This window comes from Streptomyces sp. NPDC002602 (assembly GCF_042889445.1).
GTDB lineage: Bacteria > Actinomycetota > Actinomycetes > Streptomycetales > Streptomycetaceae > Streptomyces.
In genome coordinates this window covers 216,920-237,740 of the sequence record NZ_JBIAQX010000013.1, presented here as the reverse complement: position 1 = coordinate 237,740, position 20,821 = coordinate 216,920, and the positions used below count along the sequence as shown (strand labels likewise).

Genomic DNA, 20,821 nt, shown 5'->3' with positions numbered 1-20,821 from the left:
AGACGGCCCGCGCCACCGAGGCCGCCATCCTGTTCGTACCCCACGTGATCCGGTCCAACGGATTCACCCCCTTCGCGATCTCGATCGCCCGCTGACGGTCGAGCCGCGCCAACTTCGGGTGACCGGAGCCGGAGCCGGCACCGGCACCGGCACCGGCACCGATTGAGTGGTTACGGCCGGCCGGTGAGCCGGTACCGGTCAGAACACACGGCTTCCAAGGCAGGCAGGGCCTGGCGAGGCGATCCCATACGGGATCCACTCCAGGATCCATCACAGGATCCATGACATCGCCGCGAACACCGGCCGGGTGAGCGTCGGCACCGAACACGACACCACCGCGTTCGCGGTCGCCTCCACCCGCCGTTCATGGCGGCCCGAGGCAGGCCCGACGGTCCGGCCGCCGCCGCCTGCTGATCACTGCGGACGCAGGCGGGTCCAACGGCTACCGCACCCGAGCCCCCGAGCCTGGAAGACCGAACTCGCGCTCCTCGCCGCGAAGACGGGCTCGGACATCACGCTCTGCCCCACGCCACCGGGCACCCAACGCCGTTGTTCGAGCATTCATCGAGCGTGTGGGTGGTGACAGGATGCGCAATGGGTCGCTGGGCCGGCTGTGCATCCGTGGGGTGGAGCATCCGAGCGAGCGCGGCCGGGTTGATCACGCAGTGGGTGACGCCCGAGCTGGTGGACGAGGTGCCGGCGGAGTGCCGTGGGCCGGACCGCCGGCCGGGAGCGTTGTCAGCGGGCTCCATGGTCTCCTTCACGTCGCCCTGGCGCCGTTCCATCAGGACTCCCATGACGATGAAGCCGAGCATCTGGTCGGCGAACTCGTCCCGGTCTTCGTGTCCGACGGCCTGTCTCCGGACCCGGATCTCGGTCCCGGCAATGATCCTGATCTGCCCGCCGGCACCGAGATGGCCGATGGCGTCGGCCGGGAACCGCAGGCGCACACCCGGGCTGACAGGGCGGCCTCGCTCGGCGAGCAGGGGCCACACCTCGGCGGAGACGGACAAGCGTGGCCAGGAGTTGGCCGACGAACGCCGGCCTGCACTTCGCACCGCTGTCGGAAGCCCGCTTCGGTGAAAGCGAGTTGAGCCTGGCTCGGCCACGAGTTCAGCGACCACACCGACCGACAGCCCGGTGATCCTCCGGTGGCTGGTGATCGCCGCCCGAGACGAACTCCCACATACAACCAGGGTCAACGATCGAGAGCTCGAAGTCTCACCACCAGCCATGCACGGGTTCTGCGCGGTGGATCGAGCGCGAACGCGACTCCTGGTGATCAGGCTGCGAAAAGCCTGATCACCAGGAGTCGCGTCTCTCGTTGCCGAACTGGGCGAACCGACCACCACGGCGCGTACTCGGGCGATCAGCTCATCTCGCCGATTCGAAAGCATCAGCTCTACCCCTCGACCACTGCCGTGCGCCGTCCATAGGAAGATGGGCACAGCGCCCACGTGAGCCATGGCCACGCCTATGGAACACGAGCACCACAGGATGGCGTTGACGCAGTGAACACGAGGAATCGGAGAGGGATGCACAGGACTGGAGCGGAGGTCGACGGCGCGAGCGGGGTGTTCGCAGTGGACTCGACCGCCCCGGGCGCCGCACCGCAGGGACTCGACGCCTTTCGGCGCGGGTGGGAGACGCAGATCGGCGACGATGTCTTCCAACTGCCGGCCTTCAGCCCGGACACGATCGGTGACTTCCGGGTCAAGGGCAAAGTGGCCAAGGTCCATGGCGCGGCGATCGCCGATCTTCACGCCGCGTCGGCGACCCGGACCGCAGACGTCCCGGGCGGTGATCAGGATCTGATTGCCATGTACGTAGTGCGGCGCGGCGCGTGGACCCTGGGCGGCCCGCCCGCTTACGGCGACCAGACCGTGTCGGCTGGGCAGTTCCTCGTTCGGCACCTCGGGCGCCTGACGGCCTTCGAGACGACGGCGGACCTCACGGCGAAGTTCCTCGTCCTGCCCCCCGACGTGCTCAAACCCCTGCTCGGGAACCGGGTCGTCACCGGGTCGGCGGACTCGGCCGAGATGCGCTTGCTGACGGCCCTCACCGACATGATCCACATCACCGTGGCGGACCTCGGCCCGGCCGGTGTGACAGCCGCCCAGGGCACCCTGATCGAGCTGGCCAAGGCGGTGGCGAAGGGTCGGTTCGACGACGTGGAACCCCGGCTGGCTCCCGCCCTCGCCCAGGCAGCCAAGGACCTCGCGGACCGTCGGCTCGCTGATCCCGAACTCTCTCCGGCGATGCTCGCGCGTGAACTCAACGTCTCCGTCCGTACGCTGCACCGGGCATTCGCCGCGGTGGGTGAGCAGGTGACCACCTACATCCGCCACCGGCGACTGCACGAGGCTCGACTCGCCCTTGTCGCACCGTCAGGTCGCCTGAGTATCTCGGAACTCGCCGCACACTGGCAGTTCGCGGACGGCAGTCACTTCACCCGGGCCTTCAAGAAGCACTTCGGTCAGACTCCCACTGAATACGCGCGTTCGACCGAAGCAGCCACACTCTCGGCGGACCGGCACCCGACGGGCCGTGGGCCGGCCGAAAGGGGCACCCCTCCGCCGCGTGCCTGACCGCTTCCACGCGCCTGGGACGGGACACACCTGTCCCCGGCCCCGGGCGTAAGGAGGACGGACCGCGCCGGCCCAGCGGAGGTCGGTGCGCGGCCACCACCCCAGCGACCGAAGGAGGCGCGAGGGCGGTCCCGGTGGAGCAAGTCCTGGCCGCCGGGCGTCCGCGGACCTGCGTCAGTACACGAGCAGACGGTCGCAGGTGATGGTGCCGCTGGGGAGTGAGGCGTCACTGTTGAGGACGTAGAAAGCGTTGTCGAAGCCGGTCGGGGTCATCCTCGGCACGACGATCAGGGTCTGGCCCGCCATCTGGAGCCCGAACCGCCGCACCACGTTCGTGTCCAGCAGGGCGAACAGGTTCGTCGTCAACGCCGGGAGCCGCAGGATCCGGTAGGTGCGGTCCCCTTGGCTTCCCGTCACCAGCGCCTGGTACTGGGTGTCCCCCCATTGCGACGGGTGTGTTGCGACCCGTCCCGCCGCGTCCAGGGCCTGCAGCCGCAACTGCGTGCTGTCTCGGACGCCGGCCATGTGGATGTGCAGTTGGTCGAGCCGCCGGGCGGCCTGCGAGTTGATCCCCAGCCCGATGTAGCGGTACTGCACGGGAACGTCGCCGCCCCTGCGGGCGTTCTCCCAGGCCTCGTGCCAGTAGTTCGCGACGTTGGGCGTCAGCAGGAACGGGCACTCGATGCCCGTGATCCGGCAGGTCGGGACGGTCAGGTAGTTGTGCGTCGATACGGGCTCGCCGTGCAGCACCACGTGGTTGGGGGTGGTCTTGAGGCAGTCCGCCTTGTGCCCGCTGGGCGGGACGATCCCCTGCGTGCAGTACTGGACGTCCTGCCACAGCGGGTCGGTGTCCGCGGGGCTGCCGCAGAGGGGCTGCATCTGGGCCGGGGGGCACGGGCTCGGACCGCCGGGAGGCGGCGGATCCGTCGGGCACGGACAGCACGACGAACCGCCGGAGCCGGGCGGCGGACACGCCGCCGCGGACGCGCTGCCGCCCGCCCCGGCCAGCAGGGCACCCGCACCCAGGGCACCGGAAAGCGCCACGAACTGACGCCGGGGCATGCCGGTCGACGTGCCGGTCGCATTCATGCAAGGACTCCGATGGTCGACGGCCTCTGCTTCGACAGACCAACCTAGGCGCCGGACCGCCCGCCTCCCGGGAAGGTGCGGGGGAAGCGCCCAGGATTGCGCCGGAAGGCTCAACGACACCGGCCCGCGGCGCGCGGCCGGCCGCCGGGGCGGGGGCGCGCGACCGGGGACCGGGTTGGGACGTGATCACCCACGCGCGCAGTGCGGCGAGCGTCCGTACGTCCGTTCGACGGTTCAGCGCATGCGGAGGGTGATCTCGGAGAGCGGCACGTCGGACAGGTTGAGCTGGAGCCCGGTCATGGTCAGATTGGTCTGCGAGTCGCCCGGGCTGTTGGACGGCGCCTGGGTCGTCCCACGCGTGTTCACCAGCAGGTACCAGCCCCCGCGCTTGTGGCCGCGGGAGACATCGGCGCTGTCGCGGTGCGGGTTCAGCACCCAGCCCTGGCGCTCCAAGTCCGCACGGATCTCCTTCATTTCGGACTGTGCGGCGGCCTTCTCCACGACGGCCGTCCAGCCCGTCTTGTTCGGGTCGGATCCGGCCGGGACCGTCGAGCCCTGCTCCGGGTCCAGGCCCGCCGAGCGGACGGCCGTCCGGATCACTTCGTCCACCTCTGTTGGAGTTGACGAGGGTGAACTGCCGTAGCGACCCGAAGCGCGCCTCGATCGGCCGCACCGCCGCACCGCCGCACCGTCCATGACCCCGCCGTGACGACGGCGACCGCGTCAGGCCGGGGGCTTCTGCAGCCAGTCTGCCTCGGTCGTCCAGAACATGTGGCGCGCGCCGAGGTAATCGTGGGCGAAGTCCGTGAACCGTTCGCGGGTGTACGGCTTACCGGTCTTGGGATCCTTGGCGTTGATGTCGGGTTCCTGGACGGCCATCGCGACGAGGGGCAGGGCATCCTTGTACTCGTGGAGGAACTTGTAGGAGTTCTCCATCTGGTACTTCCGGTCCGGCAGGGTGTCCGGTCCTCCGATGCCGATCTGCCTGTCCTTGGCGATGTCGAACATCTCCTTCATGCGCTTGTGGTCCTCGTCATCCGGCAGGAAGTTGATGTACTGGATGAACTGCGTCTTGGCGAAGACCTTCTTGCCGTAGCGCATGTTGTCGATCTCGGCATCGATGTAGGACTTCGAGGTGTACTTGGTCTGATCCTTCTTGGTGTCCACATCGACCGCGGTCTCCGGAAGGTTCACCCCGGCGAGCTTGCCGTCGAACTTCTCCGCCATCGCCTTCAGCATGGCCTGGAAGTCTGCTCGCACCTCCTTGTTCCACTGCGCGGCCATGGCCCCGTGGGTGGTGGGGTTGTCAGGGTTCTCATCGACCGTCGGCGCTACCCCGCCCTCGTCCTTCACGTACTGGGGAAGGTTGGCGTCCGCCATGGCGACATCGAAGAACCGATCCTGAACCTGGACGAACAGCTTCTTGTGGCGTTCCTGGAGATACTTCAGGGCATTGTCCAACCGCGACCACTTGTACTCCCCCTTATTGCCCTCAAGGGCCTTCCAGGGCGCCACCACCTGTACGCCGCCGATGTCCGTACGGTCAATCATGGCCTTGACCTTCGGGTCCTCGCCGGACATGGCATCCTCGAATGCGCCGAGCGACATGTACAGATTGTCCGTCGCCTTGCCGTGGAACACCGAGGCGGGGGCCTTGTCAGGGGCGGGGGCCGCGGCGGCCACCCCAACAACGGCCGTCAAGGCCACGGCCGTGAGGACAACAGATCCGACTGCACCACGTTGCATCATCATGAACGAGACGCTAGGGGCACGTTCTAAGAGAAGGATAAGAGCGTCCGTCGCGGCGATACGGGCCATCCACGGTGGAATCAACCACTCATGTGTGGCGCGTGTCGGCAATCTCTTGTGCAGGTCGCCTGGTTCGAGCCCCGTTCGGCGCCGGACCTCAGGTGGCAAGCTCATCAGCGAACCCTGTTCACCAGAGTTCGGATTTCACCTCACGGAAAATGTCGACCACTTCTTGAGGAGTCAACACGGGGGCGGTGAATCCGAGCCGGGCAGCGCGCTCCTCGAACTCCCGCGGAACCACGCAATCGTGTTCGCGCACCAGGTGACCCGCGATGTCCGGCCAGATCCACTCGCCGTCGGTCTTCAGGCTGAAGCCACCCATGACCTGCTGCGAGGGTGCGAACGGATGCTTCTCCACTCCGGGCACCACCGCGAGGGTCTCGCACGCGCCCATGTAGCGAGCCAGATCCGCCCGGTTGACGCTCATACCCCCTCGGGGAAGGTCTGCCGCCCGCATGCCCGCTCCGGGCGCGTACGGCATCGCGTCATAGAAGCCGAAGTATCTCAATCGCGTACCCAATCGTCATCCTTCATCGTAGATCCCGCACACCACAAGGTAGGCACCAGGCCCCCGCCGAACGCCCCTCGTCCCATAAGGGCTGTCCCGCAATCCCTGGCGGGCGCACGACGCCGACCACGGCACCTCGCCGCGTCGTCGGAACGCCTGAATACGACCAGTATGAGGACGTCCCTCCGCCTTTCGACGCACCGAATCCGACGCCGTGCGCTGATCCACCAGGGATTGCGTGACAGCCCTTGAGGAACGCCCGCTTGGCCCGGTTGCTCACGTTCTTCTTCGTCAATAGCGATCCGAACTGCCGCACCGGCGACGCCACTGAACGTGGGGCGTCAATGAGTCCGGTTCGGCCACCTGAGAGCCACGAGGCCAGGTGGGCGGTTCCCGTTGGGCATTGGAGTGAAATCGCGTGTCCGGGAACGCCATGTGATGACCTTGGCATATATTCCTTTCCGGCGGTCCGCAACCGCAGGACATCCCCTTACTCGACCTGAAGGGATTGGCAGGACATGCAGCGCATCCGCAATCTGGAAGATCTCCTCGACTTCGTCACCTACAATCCTGGCGTGGCAAAAGAGCTGAAGAAAGACCCTCGGAAAGTCGCCGCGATGCTCGGGGTCGAACTCAATGACAGCGAGGCCGAACTGATCGCGGCCAACCTGGACATCGACGCGGTGCTCGCCAACGCGGAAAGTGCGGATTCAATGGCGGCGAAGGTCGCTCAGGGCGTCGGACTGTCGAGGCATCAAGGCGAATGACCTGGCGGCTCTCCGCCGGCCGGATGCCTCCGGCCGGCGATCCCCGCCCCCGCCTCCTGCGCCCGCGCAAGCGACTTCGCCTACCTCGTGAGTAGATCAGGAACAGCATGCGACCGCATGGTCGAGGAGTGGTGAAGAAATGAAATCTCACATCTTGCTGCTTAGGCCACGCGGTCGAATGACGGACAGCCGGGTTTTCGCACTGGAGCAGCTCGGACTCTCGTACGTGGCCGCGACCGCACGAGCTGCCGGGCTGACCGCGGAGATCGTCGACGGCGCGCTGGAGCCCGATCGTTACGATGCCCTGCTGGAGCAGATGGACGACGGGGACCACGCACTTATCGGATATCCCATCTATCCCGAGACCGTCCGTCGAGTGGAGCGGGATGTTGCCAGGGTCAGGGCGCGCGGCGTACGAGCACATGTAACGGTCGGCAATCACCTGGCCACACTTCACGACAAAGCAGTCTTGACAGACTTCCCGAAATTCGACTCAGCCATTCGAGGCGAAGGGGAGTCCACTCTGCCGGAACTGGCGCAATGCCTCCTGTCCGGAGGCGATTTGACACACATCAACGGCCTCACCTACCGACTGGGGAACGAGATCCGGAGAAATCCTCCGCGGCCTAACATCCAGGATCTGGACACCATTCCCTTCCCGGCCAGGGACACGCTGCCCATGGTGTTGAAGGCGGGAAACGTACCCCTTCTCTACACGAGTCGCGGGTGCAACGCCCGGTGCGACTTCTGCTCGGTCCACAACTACTTCAACGCGTCACCAAACGGGGCGTGGCGCGGCAGATCTCCCGGCAACGTCGTGGACGAGATGGAATCCATCGCGCAAAGATACGGAGTCCGCGAATTCGCATTCGCCGACGAACAGTTTCTCGGCCACGGAAAGTCCGGAAGCCAGAGGGCACTCGGCATCGCCGAAGAGATCACAAAGCGCGGTCTTGACTTTCGGTGGTACATGGACACGAGGGCTTCGAGCGTGACGCCGGATGTCTTCGCAACCCTGCGCGATGGAGGGCTCAGAGTCGTCTTCATGGGCCTGGAGTCCGGATACAACCCCGCCCTCAAGCAGATGCGCAAAGGTTTGACGGTCGACCGGAGCATCCAGGCGATCGACATCCTCAAGGGACTTGAAATCATCCCCAGCGCGGGATTCATCATGTTCCGTCCAGATACCACAATGGAGGAACTCTGGCACAACATGGAGTTCCTGGACGAGGTCGGATGCGTCGAACTGACCGCTCTGGCGACGGCCATGCGGGTGTACTCGGGGACAGCGCTGGAGTCCCGGCTACGCTCCGAGGGCCGCCTGCGCGGGCCGTATTACAACTACGAGTGGTCATTTCAGGATCCGAAAGTCAAGGATTGCTATGCGGTGGTGATGGAGTCAGCTGACACCCTTTCCACCACGTACAACGCCTTCGCAGCTTTTCGCCGCAAAGGTGTTGCATCCTACGCCGAGTGCTCGAAGCTTCAACGGGCGATGAATCGCGGGCCCATCGCGATCATGCGTGAACTCGTCGACGCAGTTGCGAAGGAAGACGGCGCCTCGGACTCCGTCCGTGCCGGAACGCGAGCGGCCTTCAAGGAATGCTGCGAAGACTTCCTCCGCCTCCTGCGTTTCGTAGAGGCATGTTCGAACGGCCGGCCCGCCGACACGGGTAGCCCTCTGCTGAGTCCTACGTATCTTTGCTGAGTTGCCTGCCCTCACGTGGCTCGAGGCGACCACCCTCCGGGTCGTACGACCTGATGCCCCGAGAAGCTGTCCGGCCGAGGCCGGGTGCTCGATGAGGCACCGGGCACCCGGCCGCGAAAAGCCTTCCTTCGTCAGGGATAGAGGCAGAGAGGGACCGCCACGCGTCCGGCATTGCTCACGATGCCCGTGGTTTCGTCGACCGCGAGCACGTACATGTTTCGGTTGGGACTCTGTCGGCACTCCCGAGGGGTCACCACCCGGTCGCCGTAGTAGCTGCCGAAGTTGGCCATCCCCGACTGGTAACCCCTGGCAGGTTCCCAACCGTGGAAGTCGAAGTGCGAGGGGCTTACGGCCAATTGACTGCCGTACTGCGTCCAGTACGCATGGGTGCCATTGGCGGGTAGCTGATCGGGGTGCGCATATCCCGTATACGCGTTTCCGTTGGCGCGGCGGTTGTCGGTGCGACTCTGCACGGAGACGCAGACGTGGTCCGAAGGACGGGTCTCGCGCCAGACGAATCCCTGCTTGCAGGTGTCGGGCCCGTACGGTCCGCCACCGGGCTGCACTTGCGAGGGGCCGATCCGATTCTCCTCCCACGTCTTGCTTCGCCATTGCGGACTTACGCAGACGTGGTCGGAACTCACTGCTTCACGCCACACGAGGCCGTTCACACACGTGTATGGACCGTACTGCGCTTGAGCGGGAGAAGATGGAGCGAGAATCGCCGCTGCCACCGCGAATGCCAATCCTCCCGAGGAAAGCAGACCAAGGCGTCGGCCGCGGCCGCTGAAATTCTTTCCGCCCATGTGGAACCTCCGGACGGGTAGTTGGGTTTCGCGACGAAAAGAGACGGGTCCCCTTCTGTGCCGCCATAGGGGGTTGCATTACGCCATTCGGCGGGCAACACCTCTCCCAGTACACCGCCACTCGGCTCACTCGGCATCTCAGAGTAATTAGCGGTTCAACTTTATCGATCCCTGTGAGTGGTCGTCGCCGATCGCTTGGGTCTTCCACGGGCCGGCCGGTTGGTGCCGCCGCTCTGCGGGCCGTGGCCGTACAGGATGTCGACGTCGGTCTGGAGCGCATCCGACCCCCACGGCCGCTTCCGACTTGCCGTTGCCGTTGCCGTTGCCGTCGAAGTCGAAGTCGCCCCATGGGAGCCGGTGATCCCGACGACCCGCGCTCGTTCCAGCGCTGCTGAAGGCTCGGCCTGTCCGGCGTTGGCGTGCCCAGGTCGTGAAGTCTCCCGCGGGACGGGCGGGCTCAGTTGGCGTCGCCGGCTCGCCGGCGCTGGATCAGGTCGGCCACGGCGGCCGGGCGACCCAGGTAGGGCGAGTGGCCGGTGTCCCACGTCTCGGCGCGAGAGCAACGCCCGGCGAAGCGGTCCGGAAGCGGAGTCGCGATGGTCCAGTCTCGCTGTCCGCGGATGTAGATCGACGGGGTGTCCCGCCAACTCACGCGAGTGGGTGTGGCGTCGAAGATCGAGGGAGGTTCCGGACGCAGCAACTCCACGGCACGCGTGGCCGCCGGTTCGTCGATGTCGCCGTAGAGTTTCGCCCGGGCGTCGTCCGGGTCCAGGCAAAGCCGCCCGTCCCCGTCCGGCAGCGCGAGCAGCCCCTCGCCGGGCTCGCCAGGGGTCTCCGCGAGCACTTTGGCCGGGGATTCACCGACGTCGAGGATCCAGCTGTTGAGGAAGATCAGCGCGGCAGCACCACGCACCGTCCCGGCGACGACGCCCCCGAAGGAATGTCCCACCACCACCGACGGCTCCGACGAGCCCGAAACGATGGCCTCGACCTTCGCGGTGCTCTCGGCGAGCGACAGCCCGTAGAGGTCGGGCACCTCAACGGACAGTTCCCGGGCGCGCAGCACATCGGCGAGTCCGGCGTAGTGAGCGGGCTGGTGCCAGGCTCCGTGAAGGATGATCACGTCAGTCACTTGTGCACATTACCGCTTGTCACCCGGTCGGCGTCAGTCACGTACTGGGCATGATGCGGTCGACACCAGACCTCCTCGACTCCACTTGCCACCCGATCGCCACCGGTGGTCGGGCACACGATCCTCGGTGAACGCGGGACCGGTCGCTGCGGCATCCGACGCGCTGTCAGGCCGGGTTCTCCTCGAGATTGGCGACAAGCCTCGTCAGCAGGTCCACAAGGAGATCGATCTCCTCGGCGCTGAAGCCTCGCAACGCCTGATCGTTGGTCTCGAGCAGCGCCGAGTGCACCTCTGTGAGCTTCGCCAGTCCGGTCTCGGTCAGCGAGATCAGGCTGACGCGTCGATCACGCTCGGAGGCAGTGCGCCGGATGAGGCCGTCGCGGTCCATCCGGGCGAGCAACTGGGCCATGGACGGCTGCTCGATCCGGGCCAGCCCCGCCAATTCCTTCTGGGAGAGCGCGTCGGCCTTGCTCAGCGCCGCCAGCACGGGCATCTGCGCGAAGGTCAACCCCAGCGGCCGCAGCCGCCGGTCATTGACCCGGGACAACGCACGCGAGGCGATGTTGATCAACGCGGCGGGCGCGGAACCGAACCTGGAGTGCATCACGCGTCAAGTGTATAGGCTCCTATTGACCAACTATATAGGCACCTATACAGTTCGATGCATAGGGCCCTATGTATTTGAGCCGTCGGAACAAAGGGAGAGATTCGTGATCACTCGCAACGTGACCGTCATCGACGGGCAAGAGGCCGCCCCCATCACCGATGCCGAAGTGGTGGTGACCGACGGACGGTTCAGCGCCATCCGGCCGGCGACCGACGCGCGGCCGGCGACCGGAGGCACTCCCGTGCTCGACGCGCGGGGCGGCTACCTGGTGCCGGGCCTGTGGGAGAGTCATACGCACCTGGGTGGGCACGCCTGGTTCAAGCCCGAGAACGAGCGCGCGAAGTACGTATCCCGGTTACTCACCGACTTCTTGAGTGCGGGGGTGACCAACGTCGTCGACCTCGGCGGCCCACTGGAGATGGAGCTCGCCGCCCGCGACTACCGCGACAAGGCCACCGACGTCGCTGCCGGGTTGTTCTTCGCCGGGCCGGTGTTCACCGGTGTCAAGGGTTGGCCGGTCCTGGACGATCCGGCACGTGCGCCCATCGCCTACCAGACCGACAATGCCGACGTCGCCTATCGTCAAGCACTGGAGCTGGCCGATCAGGTCGACTTCATCAAGTGCATCTACGACGGCGAGCCCGGCGCTCCGGACAAGCTGCCCCTCGACGCCCTCAAAGCCATCGTCGCGGCCGCGCACGAGAAGGGCAAGAACGTACTCGTACATGTCCACGAACGCATCGACCTGGAGGAGGCGGTGGCGTCCGGCGCGGACGGCATCGAACACGCCTTCCAGCCGGAGGACCCCGGTAGCACCGCAGAGGCCATCGACGTCGCCGCACTACTGGCGGAGACGAACACCTATTACTGTCCCACCCTGGTCACCTGGGAGCAGATCGCGCACAACGGCGAGGCCGGCTATCTGCAGCAGTTGGTCGATGACGGTTTCGCCACGCACGACGACATCCCGCAGATCACCGGCCGCCCGATCTACGGGCACCAGTTCCCCCGGCATTCCGCGCAGGACTCCCACACTCGTTTCACCTACGCGATGCGCACGCTGGCGCTGATGCACGACGCGGGAGTGAAGATCACCGCGGGCAGCGACGTGGCCATGTTGATGCCCTCGCCACCCGTCGCCCTGCTGCGAGAACTGCACTTGCTGGCAAAGGCAGGCCTGCCGCTGCCCGCGGTCCTGGCGGCCGGCACCCGGCACGCGGCCGAGAAGATCGGCCAGCAGGCGACGACGCCGGGGACGATCACCGTCGGCTCCATCGCCGACGCTCTGTTGCTCGATGCCGACCCCTACGCGGACATCGCGCACCTGGTCGACCGTTCCCACCACATCGGGACGTTGCGGGCCGGGCGGCCAAGCTGGGACGAGGGCCACCTCCGAGCCTGACACGGCCGATTCAGGTTCCGATGCGCCGGCACGACGGCGACATCGCCGGTGCCGGGCGATGTCGCCGTCGTGCCGGCGGGCTCGTACGGCACCTCCTCCAACTGCCGCGTTGGTCCGGCCGATCATCCGCTCCGCCATGGGGATTAATTACACGGGCATATGCGCGTAGCGGCCGGTTCCGCCTCTGGGAGTCCCTACCGTGGCGTGCACCACGCAGGCTTGGCTCAGGTGCCCGTCCTGCCCTCCATGTACCGACCACGAAAGGAGTGAGCGTGAACGCTCGCTTCGGCATGAAGCGGAAAGTCGTGCTTGGGGTAACGGCGCTGATCACGATCGCTGCCGGGGTTGCCCCGGCCTCCGCCCTGACCGGCGCAGGTCAGGGAAGCTCGCACCACTGGGGCGTCATCACCCGCAACACGATCGGCTCTCCCGTCGCTGCTCTGAGAGAAGGCCCGTACGGATCGTTCGGCGTGACGGGGACCGCCGCGAGGCCGCCCTACGGACGGGGCAGCCTCGGAATCGAGGTTGCGGACGGCTCCACTTCGCTCACTCCGCCCAGTGAGAAGGCCAGCTTCGGCAATGAGGTCGACTTCAACGGCAAGCCGGTCCTTGGCGCCCAGGGTCTGAACCAGGTCGGTTTCCACGTCTTCCAGACCGGCGAGAACGTCACCTACGGCGGCCCGACGAACATGCCGAACGTCACGTTCGAGATCAATCCGAACCTCACCGCGGCGCCGGCCACCACCTACTCGTCGCTGGTCTGGCTGCCGCCGGCCTCCCCGGTGACGAACCGCTGGAGTGGCTACCTGGACGCCACCACGACCGGTACGTGGTTCCTCACGGGCAACGCGGGCACCGTGACCGGCTGCGGCCCGGGGACCCCGTGCACCTTCACGCAACTGAAGAGCGCGCTCAACGACGGCGGCACACAGCCGAACATCTACACCGCCGCGGTCGGCAAGGGCCGCGACAACATGTGGATCGGCGCGGTCGACGGCCTGCGGATCAACGGGACCATCTACGACTTCGAGGCTGACGGAGTCAGGACGCGTCGCGCCACCTGAGCCCTGACCGGGAGGGCGTTGTCGTCCGCGGCCGTGAGGCTGCGGACGACGCCATCCTCACCGTCCGTTTGCTTGTGTCCGCCGCCTGCACGTGGCGGCGGACAACGATCCTCTCGTGCACCCCCAGCCTGTTTCAGGAGGCTGCGGCAGCCTTCTCGACACGAGGGACGAAGAGCTGGGCCAAGGAGTGGACGGTGGCATCGACCGCAAGGCCTTGACGTTCCGCGGCGCCGTTCCCCGAAGCGGTCGGCGAGGAGTCCACCGGGAGGGCGGCGCTGCCGTCATGTCCCATGAGCATCCAGAGTGCCGATGCTCACTGGACGCCGCCGGAACCCACGAACAGACGCTGTCGGTTGAGGGTTGAGGTGAACGAAGCCAGGTCGCTCGTCCTCTCGTTCGAGCGTCTAGGCACCCGGGTTTCCGTGCGTGGCGAAGCGCGCGAAGACGAGGACTTGCGCCCGCGCCGCTCGATCAACGCTTCAGGGCGCCCACGGCCCGAGCATGTCCTTCATCGCATCCGTCATCGCGAATTGCAACAGCGGGCCGTAGGTGATCCGGCCGATGCCGAGGCGGCGAAAGCGCTCGAGATCGTGCTTGACGGGATGGGCCGTGGAGTTCACGGGAATGGCGACGGCGCCGGTCACCGCCGCGAGCAGGTCGTCGTTGTCCTGGATGCCCACCGGGTAGACGCTGTCGGCGCCGGCCCGCTCCATGGCCCGCAGTCGCTCGATCGCCTCGTCGAGGACGTCGGAGGGCTCTTCCGCGTACAGGAAGAGGTCCGTGCGCCCGTTGACCCAGACCGGAATCCCCGCGTCGTCGGCGGCCGCGCGCAGGCCGGCGATGTAGTTCGCGTGCTCTTTTGTGCTGCGGACGCGTCCGCCCTCCGAGTGGACGGTGTCCTCGATGTTGAGGCCGACGCCGCCGACCTCGATGAGTCCGGCGACGAGATCCGCGGGCTCCTGCCCGTACCCCGCCTCCAGGTCCACGGACACGGGGACGTCGACCGCCGAGATGATCGGCCTGACCGCGGCGAGTACCTCTTCGAAGGTCTGCCCCTCGTGATCGTCGGCTCCCCGCGAGTCGGCGAGCGGATGACTGCCGACCGTCAGCGCGGGGAACCCGGCGCCGGCCGCCGTCCGCGCGGACCAGGCATCCCAGACGGTCGGCAGCACAAGCGGCTGGTATTCGGCGTGCAGTTGCCTGAGGCGTTGAGCGCGCTCAAAGGTGGTACGAGAGTCCATGTCGAGGACGCTACCCCCGAATCGCCACGAACAACGTACCGGCGGGGCACGACCCGGCGACGGAAGACGCAGCCTGGTTCCCGGTCGAGTCGGGGACGGTTGCGAGGTGCTGGGCCTGTGGAGCGGGTGGCATGGAGCGGTGTCGACCGCGCTGCTCGGCAACTGGATGATGCCGTTGTCGCAGGAAGGCCGGCTGTCACCCGGAGCGCTCGCCCTCCTGAGGAAGGAAGTCAGCACAACCCATCAGCAGTGGTGTGCCCACCTGAGGGTGCGTCATCGGAGTACTGGCGCGGGGTGGTTCAGCGGCCGAGGGAGGGGCTGGAGCGGCCCTGGGTCGGTGGTGGTACCGGTGACTCGCCCCGTGCCTGGCGCCTTCCTCTCGGAGACTCCCTGGCCGACGCCTCTCTGAGACCCCCTGGCCGACGCCAACAGCGCCACCCAGTTGAGAAAACCCCCTTGCCAAATGGTCAAGAAGTGTTGACCATTGGGGACATGACTACCGATGATCTTCCCGAGACGTTCCACGTCACCACTGACGAGCAACTGCGCGCCGTTTCCAACCTCACGCGCCACCGGATCATGGCCGTGCTCCGCTTCGAGCCCACGACGATCACGCAGGTCGCCGAGCGAGTGGGCCTCGCGAAGGGGAGTTCCAGCTACCACATACGGCTGCTCGAACGGGCCGGCCTGGTGAAGGTGGTACGAACTCGGAAGGTCCGGGGAGTCACCGAGCGGTACTACGCCATGGCCGCGCGGTCGATCGTGCTGCCGGATCCGGGCGAGGGAGGCCCGGATGTGCTGATGCGGCACGCGGTGGCGGACCTGGAGGCAGCGCCGGCGGATGGCGAGCGGCACGTACGGATGGCGCACCTGCGGCTCACCGACGAGCAGTTCGCGGAGCTGGGGGCGCGGCTGGAGGCACTGGCGGACGAGTACCGGGAGCTGTCCGATCCTTCCCTGCCGGACGCGTCACTCGTCTTCGCACTGTTCCACCCGACATCGCGCGAGCAGGCCGAGGGGGACGTCAAGTGACCACAGACATGCGGAAGTTGCCGGCCGGGTTCGGGCGGCTGTGGACCGCGCAGACGGTGTCCTCGCTCGGTGACGGGGTGTCGCATGCCGCGCTGCCGCTGATCGCGTTGACGTTGACGCGGGATCCGATGGCGCTCGCCGTCGTCACGGCCGCCGGAACGCTGCCGTGGCTGCTCTTCGGAGTGCTCGGCGGCGCGCTGGTGGACCGCTGGGACCGCCGGCGCACGATGTGGGTCACGGACGCGGCGCGTGCGGTGCTGCTCGCGATACCGGCGGCAGCGGCCGCGCTCGACGTGCTGAGCATTCCACTGCTCGCGGCCGTCGCCTTTCTCCTCGGCCTCGGCGGACTCTTCTTCGACACGGCCGCCACGGCCTATCTACCGGATCTGCTCGGCCGCGACCCCGCACTCCTGGAGCGCGCCAACTCCCGCCTGCGCGGCACCCAGACCGCCGCGTCCGGCTTCGCCGGGCCGCCCGCGGGCAGTGCCCTGCTCGCGCTCGGGCGGGCGGTTCCACTGCTCGCCGACGCGGTGTCATTCGCGCTCTCCGCACTGCTCGTGCGGTCGCTGCCTGCCGCACCCCGGCCCGCACCACAGGCCCGCGAGTCGCTGCTGCGGCAGGCGCGGGCCGGCGCCTCACACGTATTCAGGGATCAGCTGCTGCTCGGACTCGCGCTGCGCCCGGCGGTCGGGAACATCGCCTTCCTCGCCGTGGAGACCGTACTCGCCCTCTTCGCGCACGATCGTCTCGGCATCGACACCTTCGGTTTCGGCCTGCTCCTCACGGCGGAGGCCACCGGCGGTCTGCTCGGCGCGGGCATCGCCTCCTTCCTCGGCCGACGACTCGGCACCGGCACCGCGTTGACCTGCACGGCCGCGGTCGAGGGACTCGCCATCCTGGGCCTTGCCGCCGCCCCGAACCCGTACGTCGCCGGCCTCGCGCTCGCCGTCTGCGGAGCGGGAATGGGCGCCACGATGGTGCTCGCCCCCTCCCTCCGACAGGCGATCGTCCCCGCCCACCTGATGGGTCGGGTGGCTTCCACCTCCCGCATGCTCGCCATGTGCGCCGCCCCGTTCGGCGCCTTCCTCGGCGGCTGGCTGGCCACCACCTACGACGTGCGCACCCCGCTCTACGCCGCCGGTGGCCTCCTCCTCACCATGACCACCGTCACCGCGACCATGACCGGCAACCGCCGGGTCGAGGCGGCGCTGCGTGCCGCCTCCCCGGCCGATGATCGAGATCGACTGGAATCCCTCACGTAGACATCACGGTGACCAGTCGTCAGGCATGGGGCGGGATCACGAGAACCGGAGGGACGGCCCCCAGAGACGGGAGGGCTGCCACGATCGGATGGTCCCGTTCGATCGGACCGAGCTTCGCGCTGCTGCCTGGGGCGCCGATGTCGGAGAAGAACTCGGCGTTCACGGTGTTGAAGTGCTGCCAGTCCTGCGGGGTGTCGTCCTCGAAGAAGATCGCCTCGACCGGGCACACCGGCTCGCAAGCTCCGCAGTCGATGCACTCGTCCGGCTGAATGTAGAGCATGCGCTCACCCTCGTATATGCAGTCGACAGGGCACGCCTCGACGCACGCCTTGTCCTTGACATCCACACAGGGCAAAGCGATCACAAACGTCATCGAACTGCCGTCCTCTCCAGGTAGTTCCTGCCTGCTGTTCCCATGCGGCCGACCGTATGGCCTCAAGTAGCCTTGAGGTCAACAGGAGGCTTTCCATGGCGAGTGACCGTTCCGGCTCCGTCCGGGCCACCCCGGACGACTGGCTGAGCATCGGTGAGGTGAGCGCACGAACCGGGGCGGCCGTCTCCGCCCTGCGCTTCTACGAAGAGCTCGGCCTGATCGCGTGCGAACGCGACGACCGCAACCAGCGTCGATTCCCTCGGCACATGCTGCGCCGTGTCGCATTGATCTCGGTGGCCAAACGGATCGGCATCCCGTTGCAGGACCTTCGGGAGGCGTTCGCCGACGTACCGCTCGACCGCCCGCCGAGTCACCAGGAGTGGCAGCGCGCCTCACGGAGCTGGAAGCGTCGGCTGGAGGAGCGCCGACAGACCATCGAGCGACTTGAGGCGGAGCTCACTGGATGTATCGGATGCGGATGTCTCTCGATGAGGGCATGCGCTCTGCTGAACCCCGGAGACACGCTCGCCGGGGACGGTGTCGGCCCCCGACGGCTCTGAGACGAGGCGTCGCGCCGGTGAGTTCGGCGCGGTCGCCACACGGGCCGGCGAGACATCGCCTGAGAACAGATCATCGCCCCCAACGGCCGATCCATAGGCCCTTTCTCCGTGTCTACCGGGATACCCGTCCGATGGAAACGCTTCCAAAATTCGGAAGCGCAATTGGCGATAGCACAATGGGCGATATACGGAACGGCGGAATGACGGAATGGCGGAATGCATGACACGCGATACGGTCAGCCGCCATGGATTCAGCCGCCATGGATTCAGCCGCAGGGCCATGGCCTGCCAAGTAAGTCAAGACTTACCTTCAGGGAGCTTTGACCGTACGGTGTGGCTCGGATCGAAGGAGCCCCCTGTTGTCGAACATGAAGGATCCCGCTGTGCGTGCGCTTGAATCGGAGCGGGATTACGTGTCCTCCTTGTACGAGTTGCTCACCGAGCGGCTTTCCGAAGCGCGAGCACACCGAGCGCGTGTGCTGAAGGCCCCGGCGGAAAGCACCGGGGAGGCATACGAGAGGGAAATCGCCGCCGAGCGTCTGGCCAAGGAAATCAGTCGGCTGGAGGGCGCCGAAAGGGGGCTGGTCTTCGGGCGCGTCGACTGGACGGATGGCACGGCCCTGCGCATCGGGCGGATCGGACTGCATACGGAGGAGGACGACCTGCCTCTGCTCGTGGACTGGCGCGCGAACGCGGCGCGGCCCTTCTACGAGGCGACACCGGTCCACCCGATGGACCTGCGGCGGCGCCGGCACCTGCGCCTCGAGGGGCGCACGGTCATCTCGGTGAGCGACGAACTGCTGGACGGGACCGCCCCGACCGACGAGGACGTCGTGGGGGACGGCCCGTTGACCGAGGCTCTGTCGGCACGGCGTACGGGCAGGATGCACGCGGCCGTCGCGACGCTGCAGGCCGAGCAGGACGAGATCGTCCGCTCCGCCCATCGCGGGGTGACCGTGGTGCAGGGCGGGCCCGGCACCGGAAAGACGGTGGTCGCCCTGCACCGGGCGGCCTATGTCCTGTACGCGTTTCCGCGCGCCGCGGAGGAGGGCGTCCTGGTGGTGGGCCCGAACGCCCGGTTCCTCGACTACATCTCCCAGGTCCTTCCCTCGCTCGGAGAGAACGACGTCGTTCTGGCGACCTGCCGGGAACTGGCCGGAGTGTCCACGGACGCGGTGGACCCGTTCGATACGGCGCGCCTCAAGGGCAGCTCCGACCTCGCTGACGCCTTGGCCGACCTGCTGCGCGTCCACCAGGCCCCGGCCGGTGACTTCACCGTGCGGGTCGGACGGGAAGTGGTTCACCTGTCCGGCGAGGAAGTCGCCGCGGCACGCGACGCCGCCGTGGCGGCCGCACGGGGGCACAACCCCGCGCGCCAGGTGTTCAGGGAGCTCTTGGTCGACGCCGTCACCGACGCGATGCGACGAGACATGGGCGACCTCCTGGAGCAGATCGACGCCGATGCCGTCACGATGACGGGCTTGGACCTCGACCGGTTCACGGGAGTGGCCCAGCACCGTACCGAAGGTGCGGCCGACTCGGTTCCGGTCCACGAACTGGACCTGGACGCCATCCGAGCCGATCTCCTCGACGACGCCGGCGTCGACCGAGCGATCGAGGTGTTGTGGCCGCGGCTGGTACCGGGTGACCTCGTGAAGGCGCTCCTGACGAACGCCGGCGCGCTCGCCGAGCGCCTGCCCCGCCTGACCGCGCAGGAGCGGTCCCTTCTGCTGCGCGGTCCGGACGACCCGTGGACCGATGCCGACGTGCCGTTGCTGGACGAGGCGGCGAGCCTGGTCGACGGCTCCCCCGAGCGGACGTACGGGCACGTCGTCGTCGACGAGGCGCAGGAACTGACCGCCATGCAGTGGCGGATGATCGTCCGCCGCTGCCCGGCAAGGGCGATGACGCTGGTGGGTGACTTCGCCCAGGCAGGCCCGGTCGCGATGGCACGCGACTGGAAGGAGGCACTGAGCCCCCACGTCGGATCGCGGTTCACACTGCACAATCTGACCGTCAGCTACCGCACTACGCAGGAGATCCTGGAGAGCGTCCGGGACCTGCTGGCGCGCATCGCTCCGGACCAGAAGCCCACACGGTCACTGCGAAGCGGTGAGAGCCCTCGCACCGTGACCACACCTCAGGACGGGTTGGTCACCGCCGTCGTACAGGAACTCCGCGCGCAGAGCGCCGCGCACCCGGGCGAGCTTCTGGGAGTGATCTGCGCGGACACCAGGGTGAGTGAGCTGACGGCCCAGGGCATCGCTCACCACGCACGCATCGTGCCGGCGTCCGAAGCCCGCGGCCTGGAATTCGACGGGGTCGTCGTCATCAACCCCGAGGAGATCATCACCGCCCGCCCCGGTGGGGAAAGGGACTTGTACGTAGCCCTGACCCGGGCCACCAAGCGCCTCCGCACCATCACCGTCCAGCCCGCCTGACCACTCGGCGCCCGCGTCGCCGCCGCGGGCGCACCCGGCGCCGTACGGACACCGGACCCCACGGGAACTCGTCACCGAGCCGCGCGGGCTGACCGACATCCGCTGGGAGACCATGGCGAAGTGTCATGAGCCGGTGGCAGTACGGCGCAGTCGCACCTCAGACCCGCTCGAAGCCGCTCCGGGATCCGTGCCGGAAACCGAGAACGGGCCAGCCCCACTTCTTCTGGTCGCGCACGTGCTGCGTGACGGTTGATCTCTGGGTGCCGCGGGTTGAGTCGCCCGACAATCGCCCGGCCGGAATCCGGTGGGGGCGACAGTGCGCACCGTGAACGAAATGCGGCCGCAGTGGGATGTGCTGCTGTTCTCCTCGGCAGAGGGCGTGTTCGTGGAATCCGTCAAGGTGTCCGATACGGTCGTCCGGGTCGAGGCCCG

20 protein-coding genes and 1 pseudogene are annotated in these 20,821 nt (G+C 67.3%); 11 read left to right on the top strand and 10 right to left on the bottom strand.

Annotated features, from left to right (window positions below):
* A pseudogene (locus ACFYW3_RS28790) lies at positions 1-95 on the top strand (NADP oxidoreductase); the annotation flags it as partial.
* A 146-nt stretch (positions 96-241) separates the two neighbouring features.
* Positions 242-583: a hypothetical protein gene (locus tag ACFYW3_RS28785; RefSeq protein WP_389387812.1), complete on the top strand. Its 342-nt coding sequence runs from the start codon at positions 242-244 to the stop codon at positions 581-583.
* On the opposite strand, the gene ACFYW3_RS28780 is transcribed toward ACFYW3_RS28785, so the two are convergent.
* Positions 513-1,013, bottom strand: coding sequence for a hypothetical protein (locus ACFYW3_RS28780; RefSeq protein WP_389387805.1), 501 nt, complete (start codon positions 1,011-1,013; stop codon positions 513-515). The genes ACFYW3_RS28785 and ACFYW3_RS28780 overlap by 71 nt on opposite strands.
* 522 nt (positions 1,014-1,535) lie before the next feature.
* Here ACFYW3_RS28780 and ACFYW3_RS28775 point away from each other — a divergent pair.
* Positions 1,536-2,588, top strand: coding sequence for a helix-turn-helix domain-containing protein (locus ACFYW3_RS28775; RefSeq protein WP_389387804.1), 1,053 nt, complete (start codon positions 1,536-1,538; stop codon positions 2,586-2,588).
* Positions 2,589-2,762: 174 nt separating this feature from the next.
* On the opposite strand, the gene ACFYW3_RS28770 is transcribed toward ACFYW3_RS28775, so the two are convergent.
* The 4 genes from ACFYW3_RS28770 to ACFYW3_RS28755 form a co-directional block, all read right to left on the bottom strand.
* Entirely contained in the window at positions 2,763-3,467 is a 705-nt protein-coding gene (locus tag ACFYW3_RS28770; RefSeq protein ID WP_389387803.1) for a CDP-diacylglycerol diphosphatase, read from the bottom strand.
* Between the two features lie 444 nt (positions 3,468-3,911).
* Entirely contained in the window at positions 3,912-4,286 is a 375-nt protein-coding gene (locus tag ACFYW3_RS28765; RefSeq protein WP_389387802.1) for a hypothetical protein, read from the bottom strand.
* 114 nt (positions 4,287-4,400) lie between these two features.
* Entirely contained in the window at positions 4,401-5,429 is a 1,029-nt protein-coding gene (locus ACFYW3_RS28760; RefSeq protein WP_351750378.1) for a hypothetical protein, read from the bottom strand.
* A gap of 184 nt (positions 5,430-5,613) precedes the next feature.
* Entirely contained in the window at positions 5,614-5,913 is a 300-nt protein-coding gene (locus ACFYW3_RS28755; RefSeq protein ID WP_351750379.1) for a hypothetical protein, read from the bottom strand.
* A gap of 599 nt (positions 5,914-6,512) precedes the next feature.
* On the opposite strand from ACFYW3_RS28755, the gene ACFYW3_RS28750 reads away from it, so the two are divergent.
* Both ACFYW3_RS28750 and ACFYW3_RS28745 read left to right on the top strand, forming a co-directional pair.
* The gene (locus tag ACFYW3_RS28750; protein ID WP_351750380.1) at positions 6,513-6,761 is read left to right on the top strand and encodes a hypothetical protein; all 249 of its coding nucleotides are present in this window, start codon (positions 6,513-6,515) and stop codon (positions 6,759-6,761) included.
* 139 nt (positions 6,762-6,900) lie between these two features.
* Complete coding sequence (locus ACFYW3_RS28745; protein ID WP_389387801.1) at positions 6,901-8,469, top strand: B12-binding domain-containing radical SAM protein; 1,569 nt, start codon at positions 6,901-6,903, stop codon at positions 8,467-8,469.
* Positions 8,470-8,600: 131 nt separating this feature from the next.
* Here ACFYW3_RS28745 and ACFYW3_RS28740 read toward each other — a convergent pair whose 3' ends face one another.
* The 3 genes from ACFYW3_RS28740 to ACFYW3_RS28730 form a co-directional block, all read right to left on the bottom strand.
* Positions 8,601-9,275 carry a hypothetical protein gene (locus ACFYW3_RS28740; protein WP_389387800.1) on the bottom strand — a complete coding sequence of 225 codons (675 nt, stop codon included), beginning with the start codon at positions 9,273-9,275 and terminating at the stop codon, positions 8,601-8,603.
* Positions 9,276-9,732: 457 nt separating this feature from the next.
* Positions 9,733-10,407 carry an alpha/beta hydrolase gene (locus ACFYW3_RS28735; protein WP_389387799.1) on the bottom strand — a complete coding sequence of 225 codons (675 nt, stop codon included), beginning with the start codon at positions 10,405-10,407 and terminating at the stop codon, positions 9,733-9,735.
* Between the two features lie 166 nt (positions 10,408-10,573).
* Positions 10,574-11,011, bottom strand: coding sequence for a MarR family transcriptional regulator (locus ACFYW3_RS28730; protein ID WP_351750456.1), 438 nt, complete (start codon positions 11,009-11,011; stop codon positions 10,574-10,576).
* 106 nt (positions 11,012-11,117) lie between these two features.
* Between ACFYW3_RS28730 and ACFYW3_RS28725 the strand changes: the two genes are divergently transcribed.
* Together ACFYW3_RS28725 and ACFYW3_RS28720 are read left to right on the top strand one after the other, a co-directional pair.
* Positions 11,118-12,416 carry an amidohydrolase family protein gene (locus ACFYW3_RS28725; protein ID WP_389387798.1) on the top strand — a complete coding sequence of 433 codons (1,299 nt, stop codon included), beginning with the start codon at positions 11,118-11,120 and terminating at the stop codon, positions 12,414-12,416.
* Positions 12,417-12,688: 272 nt separating this feature from the next.
* Entirely contained in the window at positions 12,689-13,480 is a 792-nt protein-coding gene (locus ACFYW3_RS28720) for a hypothetical protein (RefSeq protein ID WP_389387797.1), read from the top strand.
* Between the two features lie 479 nt (positions 13,481-13,959).
* Here the strand turns inward: ACFYW3_RS28720 and ACFYW3_RS28715 are convergent, their stop codons facing one another.
* Complete coding sequence (locus ACFYW3_RS28715) at positions 13,960-14,721, bottom strand: isocitrate lyase/phosphoenolpyruvate mutase family protein (RefSeq protein WP_389387796.1); 762 nt, start codon at positions 14,719-14,721, stop codon at positions 13,960-13,962.
* A gap of 492 nt (positions 14,722-15,213) precedes the next feature.
* Between ACFYW3_RS28715 and ACFYW3_RS28710 the strand changes: the two genes are divergently transcribed.
* Both ACFYW3_RS28710 and ACFYW3_RS28705 read left to right on the top strand, forming a co-directional pair.
* The gene (locus ACFYW3_RS28710; protein WP_351750387.1) at positions 15,214-15,753 is read left to right on the top strand and encodes a winged helix-turn-helix domain-containing protein; all 540 of its coding nucleotides are present in this window, start codon (positions 15,214-15,216) and stop codon (positions 15,751-15,753) included.
* A 17-nt stretch (positions 15,754-15,770) separates the two neighbouring features.
* A complete protein-coding gene (locus ACFYW3_RS28705; protein ID WP_389387811.1) occupies positions 15,771-17,015 on the top strand; it encodes an MFS transporter in 1,245 nt (414 codons plus the stop codon).
* A 19-nt stretch (positions 17,016-17,034) separates the two neighbouring features.
* Here the strand turns inward: ACFYW3_RS28705 and fdxA are convergent, their stop codons facing one another.
* Positions 17,035-17,388, bottom strand: a complete 354-nt coding sequence (fdxA, locus tag ACFYW3_RS28700) for a ferredoxin (RefSeq protein ID WP_389387795.1) — start codon at positions 17,386-17,388, stop codon at positions 17,035-17,037.
* Between the two features lie 95 nt (positions 17,389-17,483).
* On the opposite strand from fdxA, the gene soxR reads away from it, so the two are divergent.
* Together soxR and ACFYW3_RS28690 are read left to right on the top strand one after the other, a co-directional pair.
* A complete protein-coding gene (gene soxR, locus ACFYW3_RS28695; RefSeq protein WP_351750390.1) occupies positions 17,484-17,948 on the top strand; it encodes a redox-sensitive transcriptional activator SoxR in 465 nt (154 codons plus the stop codon).
* Between the two features lie 413 nt (positions 17,949-18,361).
* The gene (locus tag ACFYW3_RS28690) at positions 18,362-20,389 is read left to right on the top strand and encodes a HelD family protein (protein ID WP_389387810.1); all 2,028 of its coding nucleotides are present in this window, start codon (positions 18,362-18,364) and stop codon (positions 20,387-20,389) included.
* Positions 20,390-20,821 lie beyond the last annotated feature (432 nt).